The organism is Acidovorax sp. SUPP3434 (assembly GCF_030159015.1).
GTDB lineage: Bacteria > Pseudomonadota > Gammaproteobacteria > Burkholderiales > Burkholderiaceae_C > Paracidovorax.
In genome coordinates, this window is record NZ_BQXL01000001.1 from 552,048 (window position 1) to 570,978 (window position 18,931).

The 18,931-nt window shown below is 70.0% G+C and carries 16 protein-coding genes and 1 pseudogene; 8 read left to right on the forward strand and 9 right to left on the reverse strand.

Going from position 1 to position 18,931, the window contains the following annotated elements:
* Positions 1-56: 56 nt before the first annotated feature.
* The 4 genes and pseudogenes from AVKW3434_RS02480 to AVKW3434_RS02495 all read right to left on the reverse strand — a co-directional run bounded on the left by AVKW3434_RS02480 (position 57) and on the right by AVKW3434_RS02495 (position 4,023).
* Positions 57-923 (reverse strand): annotated as a pseudogene (locus AVKW3434_RS02480) (isocitrate lyase/PEP mutase family protein).
* Positions 924-927: 4 nt separating this feature from the next.
* Positions 928-2,379, reverse strand: coding sequence for a bifunctional 2-methylcitrate dehydratase/aconitate hydratase (locus AVKW3434_RS02485; protein WP_284404062.1), 1,452 nt, complete (start codon positions 2,377-2,379; stop codon positions 928-930).
* Between the two features lie 58 nt (positions 2,380-2,437).
* Positions 2,438-3,601, reverse strand: coding sequence for a bifunctional 2-methylcitrate synthase/citrate synthase (gene prpC / locus AVKW3434_RS02490; RefSeq protein WP_284404066.1), 1,164 nt, complete (start codon positions 3,599-3,601; stop codon positions 2,438-2,440).
* Positions 3,598-4,023, reverse strand: coding sequence for an acyl-CoA thioesterase (locus tag AVKW3434_RS02495; RefSeq protein WP_284404069.1), 426 nt, complete (start codon positions 4,021-4,023; stop codon positions 3,598-3,600). Before AVKW3434_RS02495 ends, prpC begins: the two co-directional genes overlap by 4 nt.
* A 120-nt stretch (positions 4,024-4,143) precedes the next feature.
* Between AVKW3434_RS02495 and AVKW3434_RS02500 the strand changes: the two genes are divergently transcribed.
* From AVKW3434_RS02500 to AVKW3434_RS02530, 7 genes are all read left to right on the forward strand, one after another.
* Entirely contained in the window at positions 4,144-5,604 is a 1,461-nt protein-coding gene (locus tag AVKW3434_RS02500; RefSeq protein WP_284404071.1) for a short-chain fatty acyl-CoA regulator family protein, read from the forward strand.
* Between the two features lie 154 nt (positions 5,605-5,758).
* Positions 5,759-6,337: a sigma-70 family RNA polymerase sigma factor gene (locus tag AVKW3434_RS02505; RefSeq protein ID WP_284404074.1), complete on the forward strand. Its 579-nt coding sequence runs from the start codon at positions 5,759-5,761 to the stop codon at positions 6,335-6,337.
* Between the two features lie 81 nt (positions 6,338-6,418).
* Positions 6,419-7,501, forward strand: coding sequence for a FecR family protein (locus tag AVKW3434_RS02510; protein ID WP_284404077.1), 1,083 nt, complete (start codon positions 6,419-6,421; stop codon positions 7,499-7,501).
* Positions 7,502-7,662: 161 nt separating this feature from the next.
* A complete protein-coding gene (locus tag AVKW3434_RS02515) occupies positions 7,663-10,107 on the forward strand; it encodes a TonB-dependent siderophore receptor (protein ID WP_284404079.1) in 2,445 nt (814 codons plus the stop codon).
* A gap of 46 nt (positions 10,108-10,153) precedes the next feature.
* Positions 10,154-11,803: a PepSY-associated TM helix domain-containing protein gene (locus AVKW3434_RS02520; protein ID WP_284404083.1), complete on the forward strand. Its 1,650-nt coding sequence runs from the start codon at positions 10,154-10,156 to the stop codon at positions 11,801-11,803.
* On the forward strand, positions 11,800-12,105 hold the full coding sequence (locus AVKW3434_RS02525) for a DUF3649 domain-containing protein (RefSeq protein ID WP_284404085.1): 306 nt from the start codon (positions 11,800-11,802) through the stop codon (positions 12,103-12,105). The genes AVKW3434_RS02520 and AVKW3434_RS02525 overlap by 4 nt, the downstream gene beginning before the upstream one ends.
* Positions 12,106-12,132: 27 nt before the next feature.
* Positions 12,133-12,999 carry an alpha/beta hydrolase gene (locus AVKW3434_RS02530; protein ID WP_284404088.1) on the forward strand — a complete coding sequence of 289 codons (867 nt, stop codon included), beginning with the start codon at positions 12,133-12,135 and terminating at the stop codon, positions 12,997-12,999.
* Positions 13,000-13,057: 58 nt separating this feature from the next.
* Here the strand turns inward: AVKW3434_RS02530 and AVKW3434_RS02535 are convergent, their stop codons facing one another.
* From AVKW3434_RS02535 to AVKW3434_RS02555, 5 genes are all read right to left on the reverse strand, one after another.
* A complete protein-coding gene (locus tag AVKW3434_RS02535) occupies positions 13,058-13,816 on the reverse strand; it encodes a hypothetical protein (RefSeq protein WP_284404090.1) in 759 nt (252 codons plus the stop codon).
* A gap of 121 nt (positions 13,817-13,937) precedes the next feature.
* Positions 13,938-14,435, reverse strand: a complete 498-nt coding sequence (locus AVKW3434_RS02540) for an EVE domain-containing protein (RefSeq protein ID WP_284404093.1) — start codon at positions 14,433-14,435, stop codon at positions 13,938-13,940.
* 132 nt (positions 14,436-14,567) lie between these two features.
* Entirely contained in the window at positions 14,568-17,399 is a 2,832-nt protein-coding gene (locus tag AVKW3434_RS02545) for a DEAD/DEAH box helicase (protein WP_284404095.1), read from the reverse strand.
* A 60-nt stretch (positions 17,400-17,459) separates the two neighbouring features.
* On the reverse strand, positions 17,460-17,981 hold the full coding sequence (locus AVKW3434_RS02550; protein WP_284404097.1) for a hypothetical protein: 522 nt from the start codon (positions 17,979-17,981) through the stop codon (positions 17,460-17,462).
* Between the two features lie 14 nt (positions 17,982-17,995).
* Positions 17,996-18,247: a GlsB/YeaQ/YmgE family stress response membrane protein gene (locus AVKW3434_RS02555; protein ID WP_284404099.1), complete on the reverse strand. Its 252-nt coding sequence runs from the start codon at positions 18,245-18,247 to the stop codon at positions 17,996-17,998.
* A 285-nt stretch (positions 18,248-18,532) separates the two neighbouring features.
* Here AVKW3434_RS02555 and AVKW3434_RS02560 point away from each other — a divergent pair, with 285 nt between their 5' ends.
* Positions 18,533-18,916 (forward strand): hypothetical protein, encoded by a 384-nt coding sequence (locus AVKW3434_RS02560; protein WP_284404101.1) that lies wholly within the window; start codon positions 18,533-18,535, stop codon positions 18,914-18,916.
* The last annotated feature ends 15 nt before the right edge of the window (positions 18,917-18,931 follow it).

Consider the following 18,931-nt stretch of genomic DNA (forward strand, 5'->3'; position numbering starts at 1 on the left):
TTCAGCTGTAACGTCTTGCCGAATTCGCCAATCCGGGCCGGCGCGAGCAGCCTCTGTCAAACATAGCGCCGCTCCAGGGTATCCCATGCGGGCTTGCCCATCAGGCGCTGGCGCTCTGCAAAAGAGGCCACCAAGGCCGGGTCTTCGCCGAGGCGCTTCGTCTCGCGCAGCACGGTGAGCGCCTTCTGCATGCCGGCCACCGCGCCCTGCAGCGCTGCATTGGCATACAGCACGATCCCGTAGCCCAACTGGCCCAGTTCCTCTGCCCCGACGATGGGCGTGCGCCCGCCGATCACCATGTTCATGAGCTGGGGCGTGGCCAGGCGCCCGGGCAGCGCGCGAATGTCCTCGGCCGTGGTGACGGCCTCGACGAACAGAAGATCGGCCCCGGCTTGCGCGAAGCGCTCGGCACGCTCGATGGCTGCCTCCAGGCCCAGCGTCGCGGCCGCGTCGGTGCGCGCCATGATGAGCAGGTCGGGATCGGTGCGCGCATCCACCGCCGCCTTGATCTTGCCGACGGCCTCTTCGCAGGCGATCACCTCCTTGCCGGCAAAGTGCCCGCAGCGCTAGGGTGCAACCTGGTCTTCGAGCTGGATGCAATCGGCGCCGGCCCGCTCCAGCACGCGCACGGTGTGCCGCACGTTGAGCGCGTTGCCGAAGCCCGTGTCGGCATCGACGATCAGGGGCAGGGCGACCGCGTCGCGGATGCGCGCCGTGTGGTCGGCGATCTCGTGCAGGCCCATGAAGCCCTGGTCCGGCAGGCCGAACCACATGTTGGTCACACCGGCACCGGTGACGTAGAGCGCTTCGAAGCCCAGGTCTTCGACGACCCGGGCCGACAGCGCATTGAAGGCGCCCGGCACCAGCACGCCGCGGCGGGCCTCCACCAGTGCGCGCAGATGTTTGCGTGGGTTGTGGGCCATGGCGTCAGATCACGTAGAGGTCGATGTATTCGTGCACCGGCAGCGCCTCCAGCGTCTGCGCATCGAGCGAGACCGCCAGGATCGCGTCCTGCTGCTTCGGGGGGAAGCTGCGCGCGAGGTTGCGGCGGAATTTGGCCTCCAGCAGTGGAATGCCTTCGGCGCGCCGGCGCCGGTGGCCGATGGGGTATTCGACCGCCACTTCGGGCAGGGCGCTGCCGTCGTTGAACACCACGGTCAGCGCATTGGCGATGCTGCGCTTTTCCGGGTCGTGGTAGTCGGCGGTGTAGCGGGGGGCCTCCACGCAATGGATCCTGGCGCGCAGCGCGTCGATGCGCGGATCGGCCGCCACGCCGGCTTCGTAGTCGGCTGCGGTGAGCCGGCCGAAAATCAGCGGCACCGCCACCATGTACTGGATGCAGTGGTCGCGGTCCGCCTCGTTGTTCAGCGGGCCCTGCTTGTCGATGATGCGGATGCAGGCCGCGTGCGTGCGGATGGTGATGCGCTGCACGTCGTCCACGGTCTTGCCTATGCCGCGCAGTTGCTGGTGCAGAGCCATGGCCGCTTCGACCGCGGTCTGGCTGTGGAACTCGGCCGGAAAGCTGATCTTGAACAGCACGTTCTCCGCCACATAACTGCCGTAGGGGCGCTGGAAGCGGAACGGCTGGCCCTTGAAGGACACGTCGTAGAAGCCCCAGGTTTTCGCGGTCAGTGCCGAGGGGCAGCCCATCTCCCCGGTCTGCGCGATCAGCGCCAGGCGCACGGCACGGCTGGTGGCGTCACCCGCCGCCCAGCTCTTTCGGCTGCCTGCGTTGGGCGCGTGGCGGTAGGTGCGCAGGCTTTGTCCATCGACCCAGGCCAGCGACACGGCGGCCAGCGTCTCATCGCGCGACAGGCCCAGCAATTGGGAGACGACCGCGGTCGATGCCACCTTGACCAGAACCACATGGTCGAGCCCGACCTGGTTGAAAGCGTTTTCCAGCGCGATCACGCCCTGGATCTCGTGGGCCTTGACGATGGCGGTGAGCACGTCGCGCATCACCAGCGGTGGCTTGCCCGCCGCCACGGCGGTGCGGCTGAGCCAGTCGGCCACGGCCAGGATGCCGCCCAGGTTGTCCGACGGATGGCCCCATTCGGCGGCCAGCCAGGTGTCATTGAAGTCGAGCCAGCGGATCAGCGCACCGATGTTGAACGCCGCCTGCACCGGGTCGAGCTGGAACGCGGTGCCCGGAACCTTGGCGCCGTGGGGTACCGACGTGCCCTTGACGATGGGACCAATGAGCTTGCGCGCCGCGGGGTATTCCAGCGCCTCCAACCCGCAGCCCAGGGTGTCGATGAGGATGTGGCGGGCGGTGGTGAGCGCGAGTTCCGAGGTCACCTCGTAGCGAAGCGCGTAGTCGACGATATCGACGATGACCTGGTCGTATTCGGGGCGGATGTTGCTGATGGGCGCGGACATGGGGGCAGGGGTGTCGAGTGGTGTTGAACAAAGAAGGATGGAATGCGCCGATGCGGCTTCAGGTGCGGTCGGCCAAGGCGACGAAGGCCTGGTCTTCCGGCCCCGTGTAGTTCGCGCTGGGCCGGATGATCTTGTTGTCGATGCGCTGCTCGATCACGTGCGCGGCCCAGCCGCTGGTGCGGGCGATGACGAACAGGGGCGTGAACATGGCCGTGGGCACGCCCATCATGTGGTAGCTCACGGCGCTGAACCAGTCCAGGTTGGGGAACATGTTCTTGGCCTCGCGCATCACGGCCTCCAGCCGTTCGGCGATGTCGAACATGCGGGTCGATCCCGCCTCCTGCGACAGGGTTTTGGCCACGCCCTTGATGACCGCGTTGCGCGGATCGCTCACGGTGTAGACCGGGTGCCCGAAACCGATCACCACCTCCTTGGCCTCGACGCGGCGGCGGATGTCGGCCTCGGCCTCGTCGGGGTTGTCGTAGCGCTTCTGGATCTCGAAGGCCACCTCGTTGGCGCCGCCGTGCTTGGGGCCGCGCAGCGCGCCGATGGCGCCCGAGATCGACGAATACAGGTCGCTGCCGGTGCCGGCGATGACGCGCGCGGTGAAGGTGGAGGCATTGAACTCGTGCTCGGCATACAGGTTGAGCGAGGTGTGCATGGCGCGCTCCCAGCTCGCCGGCGGCTTTCGGCCATGCAGCAGGTGCAGGAAGTGCGCGCCGATGGAGTCGTCATCGGTTTCGACGTCGATGCGCCGGCCCTGGGTGGACCAGTGGTACCAGTACAGCAGCATCGAGCCGAGCGATGCCAGCAGCCGGTCGGCGATGTCGCGCGCGCCGGCCGTGGGGTGCTCGTCCTTTTCGGGCAGGGTACAGCCGAGCGCCGACACGCCGGTGCGCATCACGTCCATCGGGTGGGCATGCGCGGGGATCTGCTCCAGCGCCGACTTGACGCTGGCCGGCACCCCGCGCATCGCCCGGAGCCGGGCCTTGTAGGCGCGCAGCTCCGCGGTGGTCGGCAGTTTTCCGTGCACCAGCAGGTGGGCGATTTCCTCGAACTCGCAGACCTCGGCGATGTCGAGGATGTCGTAGCCGCGGTAGTGCAGGTCGTTGCCGGTGCGCCCGACGGAGCACAGCGCCGTGTTGCCGGCCGTGACGCCGGACAGCGCCACGGATTTCTTGACGCGGGCGCCCGGGGGCGCGGTGGGGGTCGCGAGGGTCATGCGATTTCCTTTGCAAAGGGGAGGGGATCGTTGGGCAATGCGGCATCGGAGCGGGGGATGGGTGCGGGGCGTCCGGCGGCGTCCACCGCCACCATTTCGAACACGCCCCGAAGCACCTCCTGCTGCGGCCCACCCAGGGCCTGCGCCAGGCCGGTCACGCAGACGGTCATCGAACTGCGGCCCACCCGGCTCACGCGGGCCTGCAGCGTGAGCACATGGCCCACCGGCACGGGCGACACGAAGTCGATGCCGGTCACGCCGGCCATCACCGCATCCTGCTGGGCGACGCTGCGTCCCACGAGGAACGCCGCTTTGGCCATGGATTGCAGGGCATGGCCTGCGAACAACGTGCCGCGGTGGTTCGCCTGGCTGGGAAAGACGATGTCCTGGAACGCGAAGAGGGGGCCGCTGGGGGTTGTCATGCTTCGCAATCTACGCACAATGAAGGCATTGATAAAGCACTGAAAAGGCGAAGCTTTGCGAATGAAAAACAGCCGATTTGCAAATTCTGCAAATTTTTCTTCTGGGTGGCGGGCGACACGATGAAGAAAACCTTCATGGGGGTGCGCCTGCGCAAGCTGCGCGCCGAGCGTGGCCTGTCGCAGATCGCCATGGCGCAGGCGCTGGGCCTGTCGCCCAGCTACCTGAACCAGCTGGAGCAGAATCAGCGGCCGCTCACCGTGGCCGTGTTGCTCAAGGTCAGCCGCACGCTCGGGGTGGACGTGCAGCAGTTCTCCGAAGACGAAGAGGCGCGCATGGTGGCGGGCCTGCAGGAGGCGCTGGCGGACAACCCCGGGGGCGAGTCGGTCGCGCTGCCGGAGCTTCGGGAGATCGCCTCGCAGATGCCGGCCGTGGGCCGCGCGCTGCTGGCGCTGCACCGGCGCCACCTCGAAGCGACGCAGCGGCTGGAGGCACTCGCCGTGCGCCTGGGCGACGGCCGGGGAGAAGGGCCGGACACCGGCCATGCCCCCCTTGCACCCGCGCAGCCCATGGCCTTCGAGCGCGTGCGTGACTTCTTCCTTTCGCACCAGAACTACCTGGACTCCATCGACCGCGCCGCCGAGCAGTTGGCCGCCGAAGCGCAGGCCGAGGGCGGTCTGCTGTCCGACTGGCTGGCGCGGCGCCTGCAACAGCAGCACGGCGTGCGCACCGTGCCCTCGCAGGACGACATGGGCACGCACCTGCGCAGCTACGACCCGGGCAGCAAGGTGCTGCGGCTGTCCCCGTCGCTCGACCCCGGCCAGCTCGCGTTCCAGTTGGGCACGCAGTGGGCGCTGCTGGCGCATTCAACGCTGCTCGATGCGCTGGTGGACCTGCCGGAATTCCGGCACGACCCGCAGGCGCGCGCACTCGCGCGCATCGGCCTGGCCAACTACTTCGCAGGGGCCTTGCTGCTGCCCTACGCCGTGTTTCTGCAGGCCGCCGAAACCACGCGCTACGACATTGACCGCCTGGCGCGGCGCTTCGGGGTGGGCTTCGAAACCATCTGCCACCGGCTCAGCACGCTGCAGCGGCCCGGTGCGCCGGGCGTGCCGTTCTTCTTCATCCGCGTGGACCGGGCCGGCAACATCTCCAAGCGCCAGTCCGCCACCCATTTCCATTTCTCCAAGACGGGTGGCACCTGTCCGCTGTGGAACGTGTACGAGGCGTTTTCGCAGCCCGGCAAGATCCTGCCGCAACTGGCGCGCATGCCGGACGGGCGTAGCTACCTCTGGATCGCCCGGACGGTCTCCACGGGCCAAGGCGGCTTCGGCGCTCCGAGCAAGACCTTCGCGGTGGCCCTGGGTTGCGACATCCGCCATGCGCCCCGGCTGGTCTATTCGCGCGGCATGGACCTGGACGATCCCGAGATCGCCACGCCCATCGGAATGGGCTGCAAGGTGTGCGAACGCATCGGCTGTCCGCAACGGGCCTTTCCATTCTTGGGCCGGCCGCTGGATGTGAGCGAGAACGAAAGCCGCTTCACCCCGTACCCGGCCGGGGACACGGCGGGCCGTGGGTAGCCGCGCACCATGGCACGGGCCGATGAGCGCATCGGCGAACATGGCGCATGCAGTTCGAAGTGAATCTCATTCACTGCATCTCCTATACTGCGGCCTTCACTTGCCTTTTGCGCCATCGATCCTGCGTTCGCGGGGTCTGGCCATGTCGATGGGCATGGCCCATTCCCTGGTTCAGATTTCCGTGTTCGCGCGCTATTACCGAGAGTTGCTGAGGTTTCTGCAGGGGTCCGTCCAGGATCGCGAGATGGCGGCCGACCTGGCGCAGGAAAGCTATGCGCGGGTGCTGGCCGTGCAGCGGTCGGGCGAGCCCATCGCGGAGCCCCGGGCGTTTCTGTACCGCACGGCGCGCAACCTCGTCATCGACCAGCACCGCCGCGACGCGGTGCGCGGCCAGCATGCCCCGCTGGACGGCGACGATGGCTTCGAGCAGGCCGCTCAGGCCTTGGCCGGCCCACGGGCCTGCGAGCCCGAGGTGGCGGCCATGTCCTCCCAGACCGTGAACGCTTTGCTGGCTGCCATCGGCGAACTGCCGCTGCGCTGCCGCGAGGCGTTCATCCTGCACAAGTTCGATGGCCTTGCCCAGGCGGACATCGCGCGCCGCATGGGCATCTCGGTGACGATGGTGGAGCGCCACATCCAGCGGGGCATGCAGGCCTGCCGCGACTGTCAGGACCGGCTGGGGGGCACGCCCCGCACATCGGCACAGCCCACACCAACAGAAAGCCCGCGATGACGCGCTCCCCATTCCTGGGTCCGCAAGGTTGGGATGGCACCGCGCCGTGCGTCTACTGCCAGGTACCCTTTTGAAATGTCCATGACCGATCCCCACCGCGCGGCCCCCTCGTCCAGCGACCTCGATACCGAGGCGCTGGCGTGGTTCGCCCGCCTGGACCGGGAACGGGGCGTAGAGCAAAACGCCGAATTCCAGGCCTGGCTGGCCGGGCACCCCAGCCGGCAGGCGGCATTCGCCCGCTGGCAGGCCGACTGGCAACGGCTGGACCAACTGCCTGCGGCCGGCGTGGCGCAACTGCGTCGGCAACTGGCGGCCGAGCAGGCCCAGGCGGACCGCAAGCCCGCGCCGGCGCCCACCGGGCGCAGGGCGTGGCTGCAGGGTTGGTCGGCCCTGGTGCCGCAGGCCGCCGTGGCGGCGGTGGTGGTGCTGATGGCCGGGGGCGGCAGCTACCTGGCTTGGGACCATTGGCAGCAGCAGCCGGTTTTCGTGCAGAACTTCTCGACGGAACGCGGCCAGCAGCTGGACGTGCAGCTTCCCGACGGCAGCCGCCTGCGGCTCGATACCGCCACGCGGGTGGAGGTGGCGCTGTACCGCCAGCGGCGCGAGGTGCGCCTGCCCGAGGGGCAAGCCGTGTTCCAGGTGCAGGGCGATGCGGCCCGGCCGTTCGAGGTCCTCGCCGGCGCCGTGAAGGTGACGGTGGTGGGCACGCGGTTTTCCGTGCGCCACACCGCCAGCGTGCCCGGCGACAACGGCGTGCGCGTGGCCGTGGAGGAGGGACGGGTGCGCGTGGCGGCGGTCGGCGGCGCCGTGAGCCCACCCGGGCAGCCTGGTACGGCCGCGATGGTGCTCACCGCCGGGCAGCAGGTGGCGGCCGATGCCGAGGGCCGCATGGCGCCGGTCGGCCCGGTGGCGACGGCCGGCGTCGCCCCCTGGCGCGACGGGCGCATCACCTTCGACGATGTGCCGCTGGCGCAGGCTCTGGCGGAGTTCGAGCGCTACGGGCCGACGGGCCTCGTGGTGCGCGATGCGGCCGTGGGCGAACTGCGCATGACCGGCACCTTCGACCCGCGCCGCCTGGACAACTTCCGGCAGGCGCTGCCCAAGGTGCTGCCGGTGCGCCTGCAGGGCGAGGCGCCGCACACCGAAATCGTCGCGGCGCACTAAGCCGGTCTTTTACCAGGCGTGCGCACGTGCGGCCCGACCCCAAGGGCACAAGCCACTGAATCGCCTTTCGAAAAAAAGCGCAAAACCCAGGTTGGGGTTTTGCCAAGCCATGCGTCTACCTGAGAAGGCTTCTTATTCCCAACCTTCCGGAGATCGTTCGCATGTCCCGTTTTCGTTTCCATCCTGCCCCGTTGGCCGTGGCGGCCGCCCTGGCGCTGGGCGCCTTGCCCACCCATGCCCAGCCGGGGGCCGGTGCGCAGGCTGCGGCATCCGTGCCGGTGGACATCCGCATCGCGGCCCAGCCTCTGGCCCAGGCCCTGGATGCACTGGCGCGGCAGGCGCGCCTGGAGTTGATGGTGCAGCCCGCGCTGGTGGAGGGCAAGGTGGCGCCGGCCGTGCAAGGGCGCCTCACCGCCCGCGAGGCCCTCAACCGCCTGCTGGCGGGCAGCGGGCTGTTCGCGGAGATCGAAGGCACCTCGGTGGTCGTGCGCCGCGTGCCGCAAGGCGCGGGCACGGCCACGCTCGCGCCCGTGACGGTATCGGCCCAGGCCGAGCGCCCGGTGGCGACCGAGCACACGGGCTCGTACACCACGCGCGCCGTCACGGTGGGCAAGGGGGCCCAGGCGCTCAAGGACATTCCCCAGTCGATCAGCGTCGTCACGCGCCAGCTGATGGACGAGCAGAACATCACCTCGGTCTACGACGCGCTCGCCAGCACCACCGGCATCACGCTGGCGCAAAGCCCGCAGGGCGGCAAATACATCTATTCGCGCGGCTACGACCTGACCACGGTGCAGTACGACGGGGTGCCACTCAACCGCGGCATGTACGGGCGGGCGAGCAACTATTCGTCCAGCATGGCGATCATCGACCGGGCCGAGGTCCTGCGCGGCGCTGCCGGCCTGCTGCAGGGCGAAGGCAGCCCCGGCGGGGCGGTCAACCTGGTGCGCAAGCGTCCTCTCGGCACCAACGCCACCACGGTGGAGGCCCGCGTGGGCTCGTGGGACCGCTACGGCGCGCAGCTGGACACCAGCCGCGTCCTGAACGAAGAGGGCACGCTGCGCGGCCGCGCGCTGATCGACTACGAAGACCACCACTCGTTCATGGACTACGTGAACCGCCGCAGCCCGACCGTGTACGGCACGCTGGAATACGACGTCTCGGCCGCCACGCGCATCAACTTCGGGGCCAGCTCCGAAGAAACGCGGGGCCGTCCCTCCATGAACGGCCTGCCGCGCTACGCCACCGGCGGCGACCTGAACCTGCCCCGCTCGACCTACCTGGGTGCCACCTGGAACCGGCAGGAGTCGTCCAACCGCGGGCTGTACTTCGATGCGGCGCACCAGTTCAACGACGACTGGAAGCTGCAGTTCACGGCGATGCACCTCAAGGAAGAGCACGACCTGAAGTACGCCGGGGTCAACCGGGCGGTCAACCCGGCGCTGATGCAGAGCGCCAACATCGTGGCCCGGTCCATCGCCGACATCGAGACCTCGGGCATCGACGCGAACCTGACCGGAAAATTCGACGCCTTCGGCCGGCGGCACGAACTGGTGAGCGGGGTCAACTACACGCACACCACGAACGACACCGTCTACGGCTTTCGGACCAACTACAACATCTTCGGCCTGAACAGCTACCACCCCGACTTCCGCGAGCCCACGGACGCCGAGATCTACACCGGCACCCGCGAGGCGCGGCAGGGCAAGGCCCGGCAACTGGGCTTCTACAACGCGGTGCGCCTGCAGCTGACCGACCCGCTCAAGCTGGTGGTCGGCGCGCGCGTCAGCTGGTTCCGCACCGACTGGGACACCGTCACCACCGGGGCGGCGCCGTCCACCTCGGCCACCCACAGCCGCGAGAACGCCAAGGTCAACCCCTATGCCGGGCTGATCTACGCGCTCAACCCGCAATGGTCCGCCTACGTGAGCTATGCCGACATCTTCAAGCCGCAGTCCGAGCTGAACGAGGCGGGCCAGTTGCTCAAGCCCATGGTGGGCGCCAATTACGAAGCGGGCCTCAAAGGCGAGCTGATGGACGGCAAGGCGAATGCCTCGTTCGCCCTGTTCCGCGTGGACCAGAAGAACCGCGCGCAGGAAGACTTCAGCACCAGCCCCACCTGCCGCAGCGACTACTACTGCTACACCGACACGGGCGAGGTGCGCAGCCAGGGCCTGGATGCCGAGGTGAGCGGCGAGGTCGCGCGCCACTGGAACCTGTTCGCCGGCTACACCTTCAACCAGACCAAGTACCTCAAGGACGTGAGCAGCCAGGGCCTGTCCTTCAACAGCTACACGCCCAAGCACCTGTTTCGCCTGTGGAGCACCTACCAGCTGCCGGGCGAGCTGAACGCCATCACCCTCGGGGGCGGCGTCAATGCGCAAAGCGGCAGCTACCGCCAGATCGGCGCAGTGCGCGCCACCAACGGCGGGCGGGCGGTGTGGAATGCGCTGGTCAAGTACCAGATCAGCCGCCACTGGACCGCGGCGCTGAACGTGAACAACGTCTTCGACAAGCGCTACTACAGCTCGGTCACCGCGCTGGTCAACGGCAGCTACTACGGCGACCCCCGCAACGTGATGCTGACCCTGCGCGGCGCCTTCTGACCGTGCGCAGTCGATCGCGCAGCGAATGGCCAGGGATGCGGCCCGCATGAAAGGCAACGGCAACTTCCGCCAGTCCATGTCGTGGCTGCACACCTGGTGCGGCCTTGTCTGCGGATGGCTGCTGTGCGCCATCTTCCTCACGGGCACGCTCAGCGTGTTCCGGGAGCCGATCACCCGCTGGATGGAGGCCCGGCCCGTGCTGGCGGACGCCGCGGCCGGCACACAGGAGGCCGTGCCGCACGCGCTGGCCCAGGCCGTGCGGCACCTGGCCGCGCAGGCACCCGGCGCGCGCTTTTGGCGCATCGAGCTGCCCCAGGCCCCGGGCGATGCCCTGCTGCTGGCGTGGCGCAATGGCCGCGCCAACCAGATGGCCGCGCTGCACCCGGTGACCGGCGCCGTGCTGCCCTTGCCCTGGGGGCGGGCGACCGAAGGCGGGCGCCACTTCATGTCATTTCACTACATGCTGCAATGGAACGCGCTCGGCTTCTGGGTGGTCGGCTGGGTGTCGATGGCCATGCTGGTGGCGCTGGTGTCCGGCGTGGTCGTGCACCGGCGCATCTTTCAGGATTTCTTCACGTTCCGGCCGGGCAAGGGCCAGCGCTCGTGGATGGACGCCCACAACGCCACCGCCGTGCTGACGCTGCCCTTCCTGTTCATGATCGTCTACACCGGGCTGGCGATCTTCTACACCTCGTACATGCCCTGGCCCCTGCAGGCGGCCTACGGCAGCGGCGAGACGGCCTATGCCCGGTTCCAGGCCGAGTTGCACCACGGCGAGGGCGAAGCGCTGCGCCGCCCCCGCACGGGCCGGCCCGCGGCCTTGCACGATCTGGCACCGCTGCTGCAAAGGGCCCGCGACCTGACGGGCCAGCCACCGCGCATGGTGGTGATCGAGGCACCGGGCGATGCGAATGCCACGGTGCGCGTGCTCGGCCCCCGCGAAGCCGAGCTGGGCGCAGGCCAGCGCCGCGCCTTGCTGAACCCGGTGGCCACCGCGGTGTTCGACGGCGTGAGCGGCACCGTGCTGCAGGTGCGCCGGCCGGACCCCGACGTCGCCTTCGCTTCGGAGCAGGTGCACGCCGTGATGGAGTCGCTGCACTTCGCCCGCTTCGGTGGCTGGCCGATGAAGTGGCTGTACTTCGCCAGCGGTCTGCTCGGCACCGTGATGGTGGCCACCGGCACCGTGCTGTTCAGCGTGAAGCGGCGCCGCGCCTGCGGCAACGAGTTCGGCCGTGCCACGGCTGGCGTCTACCGCGCCGTCGAGACCCTGAACGTCGCGGCCGTGGCAGGCATCGGGGTGGCCTGCATCGGCTACCTCCATGCCAACCGCCTGCTGCCCGCCGAACTGCCCGGCCGCGCGCTGTGGGAGATCCGGGCCTTCCTGGCGGTCTGGCTGGCCACGCTGCTGCACGCCGCGCTGCGCCCGCCGCGCCGGGCCTGGATGGAGCAACTGGGCGCGGCGGCGGCGCTGTGCGTGGCGCTGCCCGCGCTGAACGCCTGGACCACCGGCCAGCACCTGGGCCGCTACGCCCTGGCGGGCGATGGGCAGCGCGCCGGCGTGGAGCTCGCCGCGCTGGCCTTCGGCGCGGCGCTGGCGTGGGCCGCGTACCGCACCGGGCAAGGCTGGCACGGCGCGCGCAAGGCGATGCCGGGCGCCCCCCGGCGCCCTGCGCCGCGCGGCGGGGTGCAGGGATGAGCCGCCCCCTTCGGCCAGCAACGCGTTCGACCGGCCGGCTCGGCGTTGCCAGCCGGGTGCTGGCCGCGTGCGCGGGGGGGTACGCCGTGGCGTCCCTGCTCGCCGCCGTGCTGGCGCTGGCCGCGCCGCGCCTGTGGGGAGGGAGCCGAGCGGATGGCGTGCTGCTGGCGACGTTGCTCAGCTTCGCGGTGTACGCGGCCATCGCGCTGTGGGTGTTCTGTGCCCGCAGCGCGGCGCGGGCCTGGCTGGGCCTGGGCGTGGCGGCAGCGCCCTGCGTTGGCCTGCTGTGGTGGTGGCGGTGACCCCGTGGGCCGCTAGCATCGCTGCCCATGCAACGTCGAAGAATCCTCGCGGCACTCGCTGCCGCCTTTTTGTGCCTCGCGGTTTTGCTCGGTGCGGGCGAAGTCCTGAGCCAGCCGCACCACCGGCCCGTGGGCGCGGCTCCGGGCGATCTGCCCGCGAGCCCGGTGCGGTTCGATACCGTCACGGGCCAGTCCCTTGCGGGCTGGCTGGTCCGTGGCGATGCCGGGGCCGGGGCGGTGCTGCTTTTGCATGGCATCGGCGCGGACCGGCGGCAGATGCTGGGCCGGGCCCGGTTTCTCCATCGCCTTGGCTATTCGGTGCTGCTCATCGATCTGCCCGCCCATGGCGAGAGCGCCGGGGACCGGGTGACTTTCGGCTGGAACGAATCGCAAGGCGTGGCGGCGGCCCTGGACTACCTGTCCGACGCGTTGCCCGACGAGAAGATCGGTGTGATCGGCGCATCGCTCGGGGCGGCGTCGCTCGTGCTGTCCCTCCCTGACGTGTCCCTGGAGGCCGTCGTGCTGGAGTCGATGTTCCCCACGATCGAAGACGCGGTCTCCGACCGCCTGGCGATGTACCTGGGGCCTGCGGGCCGGTGGCTCACGCCGCTGCTGCTGTGGCAGCTTCCCGTGCGGCTGGGCGTTTCCGCGGATCAGCTGCGGCCCATCGCCGACCTGCCGTCGCTGCACGTGCCGCTGCTGATCGCGGCCGGATCGGAAGACCGCCACACCCCCCTGGCGGAAACCCGGCGCATCTACGCGGCGGCCGACGACCCGAAGGCGTTGTGGGTGGTCGATGGTGCGGCGCATGTCGATCTGCATGCGTTCGATCCGCCGGCCTACGAGGCGCGGATTTCGGCGTTCCTCGCGAAACACCTGCGCGATAGCGACTGAGGCGGATCTCGCGTGCCGGGCGGACGAGCAAGCAAGGGGGGCGCCGCGTCCGTGTCCCTCAGCGCCTGCTGGTGGTCGGCGTGGCGGGTCCTTCATTGTCGGCCGGGTCACCACCGGGCGTGTGGGTCGCCATTCCCATCCCGCCCCCGCTCCCTCCGGCCCCCATATCACCGTCGGTGCCGCCTCCACTGCTTCGCGCACCGCCATCGGCATTGGCGCGCCGGGTGCCCGCGCCACCGCTTCCACCGGGCCGCAGCGGCCCCTGCACGGGAATCGGCACATGCTCCGCAATCGGCTCCAGGTCCAGCGCCGCCCGAATGAACTGCCGCAGCGACACCACCAGCTGAGCCGTTTCGATGCTGCGGCCGGCCACCATGTCCTGCGCGGCCTGGGCGGCAAGCTGCACCTGCTCTTCGGTGCCCAGCAGGATCACGTCGGACAGCGCGGCCTCGACCGCATCGCGCACGCGGCGTTGGCGCTCGGTGCTGGTCAGCGGTGCCAGCGCCCCTTCTCCGGTGGCCGGATCGCCTTCCGCAGGAGCCAGCGATGACGTTGGGCTGCCAGCCGGCCGGCGCAGGTCGCGCATGTGCGTCGGGCTCACCTGCAACTGCCCGGTGAACGAGCCGCCCAAGGTCTTGTAGGCGGCGATCAGGGTCTTGAGCCGCTCGTTGATCTGCCGGTTTTCGCGTTGCTGACGGCGCTGGACGGTCTGCATGAACACGAGCCGGATGCCCACCATGAGCAGCGAGGCCAGCAGCAGCCCCAACGCGGTGGTGAGCAGGGTGTGCCAGGAACTGAAGTCGAGCATGTTGCGCATGGCGGACGCGGGGCGCTGGTGCCGCCGCGAAAGGGGAGTGGAGGGCAGGCCATGATAGGCACCGGCACCAGGCGCTGCGCCAGTGGCGGGGCTGCACCGCTGGGCCCTCGCAGGGCGTGGCTCAAGCGGGCGCCGCCGCGTCTAGCACGTCGACGACCCGCTTCCAGTCCGCCGCATCGACTGGTGTGATGGACAGGCGGCTGCCTTTTTGCAGCACCTGCAGGCCGGCCAGTTCCGGCCGGGCGCGCAATTCGGCCAAGGACAGCAGGCGGGTCTTGCGCAGCGCCTGCACATCCAGCAGCAGCCACCGCGGTTGGTCCGGGCTGGATTTGGGGTCGTGGTAGGGCGATTCGGGATCGAACTGCGTCGGGTCCGGGCGGGTGGCGGAGGCCACGCGCGCCAGGCCGGCAATGCCCGGCTCTGGACAACTGGAGTGATAGAACAGCACGCCGTCGCCCACCTGCATGCCGTCGCGCATGAAGTTGCGCGCCTGGTAGTTGCGCACGCCGGTCCAGGGCACGGTGGCATCCGGGGCGGCCAGGGCATCGTCGATGGAGCATTCCTGCGGCTCGGATTTCATGAGCCAGTAGCGGGGTTCGGGGGGCGGGGTCGTCGTCATGGCGCCATTCTGGCGGGATGCGGCGCAAGGATCGAGCCCTTCCTGCCGCCAGAGGGTTTTTGCTATTTATTTAATAGCAATGAGGGCATGATTCACTAGGGCATGGGGCCAAAAACACCCTTATTCGCGAATTCACCGCATGCGCGCCGGTCCCGTGCCACCCCACCGGATCGCATCGTGCGCCGGGATGGCCAGCGGGTTGTCCTGGGGTTCCGACAAGGGGGCGAGCAGGGCGTTCAGGTCCGCCTCGCAGAACTTGGCCGCACCCGCGGCGTCGTGCCCAAGCACCCCCTGCGCCAGCGCCTGCTTGCGGGCCTGCAGTTCCAGCATGCGTTCCTCGATGCTGCCTTCCACCACGATCTTGTAGACGAACACCGGCTGGTCCTGCCCGATGCGGTGGGCACGGGCGGTGGCCTGCTCCTCCACGGCGGGGTTCCACCAGGGGTCCAGGTGGATCACCGTGTCGGCGGCGCTCAGGTTCAGGCCCACGCCGCCGGCCTTGAGGCTGGCCAGCAGGACGGGCGGCGCGCCTGTATCGCCGCGGTCCTGGAAGCGCCGCACCACGGCGCCGCGCGCGCGGGGCGGGGTGTCTCCGGTCAGCGCGAGGAAGGGCAGGGCGAGCGCCTCCAGCGTTTCGGCCACCAGGGCGAGCATCTCGGTGAACTGCGAAAACACCAGCACGCGGCGCCCTTGCGCGACCAGGGCGGGCAGCGCGTCGGCCAGCCATTCGAGCTTGGCGCGTTCCATGGTGGCGGGCTGCGCCCGGGCGGCCTCGCTGCCCTTGACCAGGCGCGGATCGCAGCACACCTGCCGCAGCTTGAGCAGCGCATCCAGCAGGGTGATCTGCGCGCCGTCGAAGCTCTGGCGCTGCAGCACGCGGCGCACTTGCTTGTCGGCGGCGGCACGCACCGCCTCGTACAGCTCGCGTTGGCGGCCCTGCAGCGGCAGCCGCAGCACGACGTCGGTGCGCGGCGGCAGTTCGGTGGCCACGTCCTGCTTGCGGCGGCGCAGGATGAACGGGCGCACGCGCCGGGCCAGCACCTCGGCCCGCAGGGTTTCGCCGTTCTCCTCGATGGGCTTGCGCCAGCGCTGGGAGAAGCTGCGCGCATCGCCCAGAAAGCCGGGCATGAGGAAGTCGAACTGCGCCCACAGCTCGCCCAGGTGGTTCTCCAGCGGCGTGCCGGTCAGGCAAAGCAGATGCGGAGCGTTCAGGCGCCGCAGGGCGCGGGCGCTGCGGCTGCCGGCGTTCTTGACCATCTGCGCCTCGTCCAGGATCAGCAGGTGCCACGGCTGCGCGGCCAGCGCGTCGATGTCGCGCCACACCAGCGGGTAGGTTGTCAGCACCAGGTCGTGCTGGCCGATGCGGGCAAAGCGCTCGCGCCGGTCCGCGCCGTGCAGGCTGAGCACGCGCAGGCCCGGTGCCATGCGCTGCGCCTCCGCCTGCCAGTTGAAGACGAGCGAGGTGGGCAGCACCACCAGCGCAGGGTGCGCCAGCCGGCCCGCTTCCTTTTCGGTGAGGACATGGGCCAGCGCCTGCGCCGTTTTCCCCAGGCCCATGTCGTCGGCCAGGATGCCGCCCAGCCCTTGGGCGCGCAGGTATTGCAGCCATGCGAGCCCGTCGAGCTGGTACGGCCGCAACGGCACCTGCAGCCCGGCCGGCGCGGCCACGGGCGCGGGCGTGCCGATGGCCTTCAGCCGCCGCGCCAGGTGGGCCAGGCCGGCATCGCCCTGCAGCTGCCAACCGTTGTCCCAGCCGCTGACCGTGCCCACGCGGTGCGCTTGCACCAGGCCGGCGCGCAGGGCCTCGATGCGCCGCATCTCCCAGGGGCCCAGGCGCAGCGGGTCGCCGTCCTGGCGCTGCCGGCCGGCGTTGCGCAGCGGATCGGTGAGGAGGTCCACCATCGCGCCGACGATGGCCTTGAGCGGCGCCGCCGGCGCATCGATTCGCCGCCCGCCGGGCGCGCGGAGCGAGACGGTGGCGTGGTCGTCGATGGCGGCCATCTGTGCGGCGTTCAGCCAGCGCGGCTCGCGCCGGAGCAGATCGGCCAGCAGGGGCGCCAAGTCCAGCGTCTCTCCGTCCACCTCGATGCCCAGGCTCAGCAGCCAGGCCCCTTCGCGTTCGGGCAGATGCAGCTTTTGCACCGGGCGTTCGCGCGGGCCGAGCGGGCCGGCGAGGTCCTTGCCCAGCAGCTCGCCGGTGTCGGGGTCCAGGCGCAGCGTCCAGCGCTGCACGGGAACGCTCTCGTGCGCGAAGCCGGGCAGCACCGACACTGCCCAGCCGTGGGCCTGCAGGCGCGGCACCTGCTCGGCCCAGAAGTCGCCGAAGGCCGCCTCCTGCGGCAGCGTCCAGACAGGGCCCAGCACGGGAGCACCCGCACGGTCGCGCCACTGCAAGGCCGTTTCGGGCACCGGCAGCAGGCCCAGGGCGCGCACGAGGTCGATGGCGTCCGCCTCGGCCGCCCCATCGCGCTGCAAGCGCAGCACGGGGCCGCCGGTGTCGTACAGCTCCTGCACGGCCGGCGGGCGGCTGTTGAGCACCGAGGTGGGGGCGGGCGTTTCCCAGGCGGCGCCATCCGGTGTGCGGTAGGTCCAGTCGATGCGGGCCAGCGTGACCTGGTCGCCGCGCGGGCCGATCAGCCCATGGGGCCGCAGGCCCAGCAGGCCGTCGCCACGGCCCAGCGTCTGCAGCGTGATGCGCGGCTGGAATCGGCCCGGCGTGGCGAGGGTGCCGTCCGCCGGGCCCGGCGGGGCGGACGGGGCGGCGGCGCGGGGCGCATCGCCGCGCATGCGCGCCATGACCTGCGCGGCCTCGGCATCGGACAGGGTGGGCAGCCGCGCCAGCGTGGCGGCATCGGCCCGGCGCTGCAGCGCGGAGACCCAGGCGCCGATGGCGTGCTCCCGCGCATCCGAGGCAACGGAAGGGCGCTTGGCGCGAGGGGAGTCAGCGGAGGGGCGCGGCGACATGGGCGGCCATTGTGCCGGCGAGCGGCCGCGTTCGCATGCGGGGGCCGCCGGGTGGCGGATTCAGCGCTTCGAATCGGCTCCTGGCGCCGGCAGGGTGAGTTGGGCCGCCTTGGCGACTTCCACGCAATCGCGCAGGTGCTGCTCGCCGAGCAGGCGCAGCGTGGTGTAGCCCAGCACGGCCGCCACGGCCTGGCCGGCCAGCGGCACATATTTGGCCGCCTGCTTGGCCGTGAGGCGCATGCCCACGGCCTGGGTGGCCCGGATCACCAGCTCGCGGGTGACGAACTTGCCGATCAAGGCCGACCCGACGAGGCCGACCGCTTTCTGCACCTGCTCGCGCTTGTGGGGCGTGAGCCGGTCGATCTGCTCTGGCGTCAGGCCGAACTCCGCATTGATCTGAGGCACCAGTCGGGACAGCAAGGCCGCGTCCACCGCCCAATCCAGGCCCGGAATGGGCACGGTGCCCGCGGCGGCGGCCATCAGCGCGCGCCGGTGCAGCAGGCGCCGGCTGCGTTGCACGGCCGCCAGCAGATCGGGGTCATTGCCGGCCAGGGCCGAGGCGCTGGGAACACGTTTCGCCACGGGGCGGCCGCCTTTCAGCTCTTGCTCTTGAAGAAGCCGTACACCACCAGCAGCAGCATCGCGCCCAGGATGGAGGCGATCCAGCCGGCCGGCTCGCCCTCCTGGTACCAGCCCATGGCGAGCCCGATGTAGGTGGCCAGGAACGACCCGGCTACGCCGAGCAGCGCCGTCATGATCCAGCCGAGCTTGTCATCCCCCGGCTTGAGAGCGCGGGCGAGCAGGCCCACCACGAGACCGACGACAAGAACACCGAGGACGGAGAACATGGGCAGGCACTTTCTGGTTGAGATAGGGCGAATCTACCCGGCGGCCCGCAAGGCGCCATGTCGGACGAGGCGCACTGTGCCGCCGGCCCGGAATGGGGGTTTTCAGGAAGAACCGGATGAGGGCGGTGCGCACCAAGACAGTGCATTCTCGGCAAGCCGGTGCGGCAGAGCCTGAGACGCCGGCTGTGGGAGCCGGCCGACAAGCCGACGCGCGTGAATCCCGCGTTCGGCGAATTCCCGGCTGGATAAGGTCATGGCTCTCCCACAAGAAAAGAAAGGAAAGCCATGCCCATCCGATCCCCTCGCACTGTCTTGTCCGCCACCGTGCTGGCGCTGGCCGCGGCCACCGGGGGTGCCATGCTGCCCTCGACAGCCCTTGCCCAGAGCGATCAGGCATCGCTGGAGCGCGGTGCACGGCCGGACACCACGCCCGCGCAACGCTATCAGACCGCGATCCGCGAGGCGGGCGGTGGTTTGAAGGTGGCTTTGGAAGAATGCCGTGCGGGTGAAGCCGGCGCACGCAAGTCGTGCGAGTCGCAGGCCCGGGCCCGTTACCAGGCCGATATGGCTGCCGCCAAGGAAATGCTGCGCAATCCCGATGCCCGTCCGGTGAATGTGGTGGGCGAACCCATTCGCAGCACGGAAACCACGACGGTCATCAAGCCCTGACGGCCTCAGGCGAAG

Excerpts from the sequence above, each read along its gene's own strand:
- AVKW3434_RS02520 (WP_284404083.1), top strand. The coding sequence starts at position 10,154 with ATGAAAGGCAACGGCAACTTCCGCCAGTCCATGTCGTGGCTGCACACC.
- AVKW3434_RS02535 (WP_284404090.1), bottom strand. The coding sequence starts at position 13,816 with ATGCGCAACATGCTCGACTTCAGTTCCTGGCACACCCTGCTCACCACC.
- AVKW3434_RS02495 (WP_284404069.1), bottom strand. The coding sequence starts at position 4,023 with ATGACAACCCCCAGCGGCCCCCTCTTCGCGTTCCAGGACATCGTCTTT.
- AVKW3434_RS02525 (WP_284404085.1), top strand. The coding sequence starts at position 11,800 with ATGAGCCGCCCCCTTCGGCCAGCAACGCGTTCGACCGGCCGGCTCGGC.
- AVKW3434_RS02540 (WP_284404093.1), bottom strand. The coding sequence starts at position 14,435 with ATGACGACGACCCCGCCCCCCGAACCCCGCTACTGGCTCATGAAATCC.
- AVKW3434_RS02510 (WP_284404077.1), top strand. The coding sequence starts at position 6,419 with ATGACCGATCCCCACCGCGCGGCCCCCTCGTCCAGCGACCTCGATACC.
- AVKW3434_RS02500 (WP_284404071.1), top strand. The coding sequence starts at position 4,144 with ATGAAGAAAACCTTCATGGGGGTGCGCCTGCGCAAGCTGCGCGCCGAG.
- AVKW3434_RS02505 (WP_284404074.1), top strand. The coding sequence starts at position 5,759 with ATGGCCCATTCCCTGGTTCAGATTTCCGTGTTCGCGCGCTATTACCGA.
- AVKW3434_RS02545 (WP_284404095.1), bottom strand. The coding sequence starts at position 17,399 with ATGTCGCCGCGCCCCTCCGCTGACTCCCCTCGCGCCAAGCGCCCTTCC.
- prpC (WP_284404066.1), bottom strand. The coding sequence starts at position 3,601 with ATGACCCTCGCGACCCCCACCGCGCCCCCGGGCGCCCGCGTCAAGAAA.
- AVKW3434_RS02555 (WP_284404099.1), bottom strand. The coding sequence starts at position 18,247 with ATGTTCTCCGTCCTCGGTGTTCTTGTCGTCGGTCTCGTGGTGGGCCTG.
- AVKW3434_RS02560 (WP_284404101.1), top strand. The coding sequence starts at position 18,533 with ATGCCCATCCGATCCCCTCGCACTGTCTTGTCCGCCACCGTGCTGGCG.
- AVKW3434_RS02530 (WP_284404088.1), top strand. The coding sequence starts at position 12,133 with ATGCAACGTCGAAGAATCCTCGCGGCACTCGCTGCCGCCTTTTTGTGC.
- AVKW3434_RS02485 (WP_284404062.1), bottom strand. The coding sequence starts at position 2,379 with ATGTCCGCGCCCATCAGCAACATCCGCCCCGAATACGACCAGGTCATC.
- AVKW3434_RS02515 (WP_284404079.1), top strand. The coding sequence starts at position 7,663 with ATGTCCCGTTTTCGTTTCCATCCTGCCCCGTTGGCCGTGGCGGCCGCC.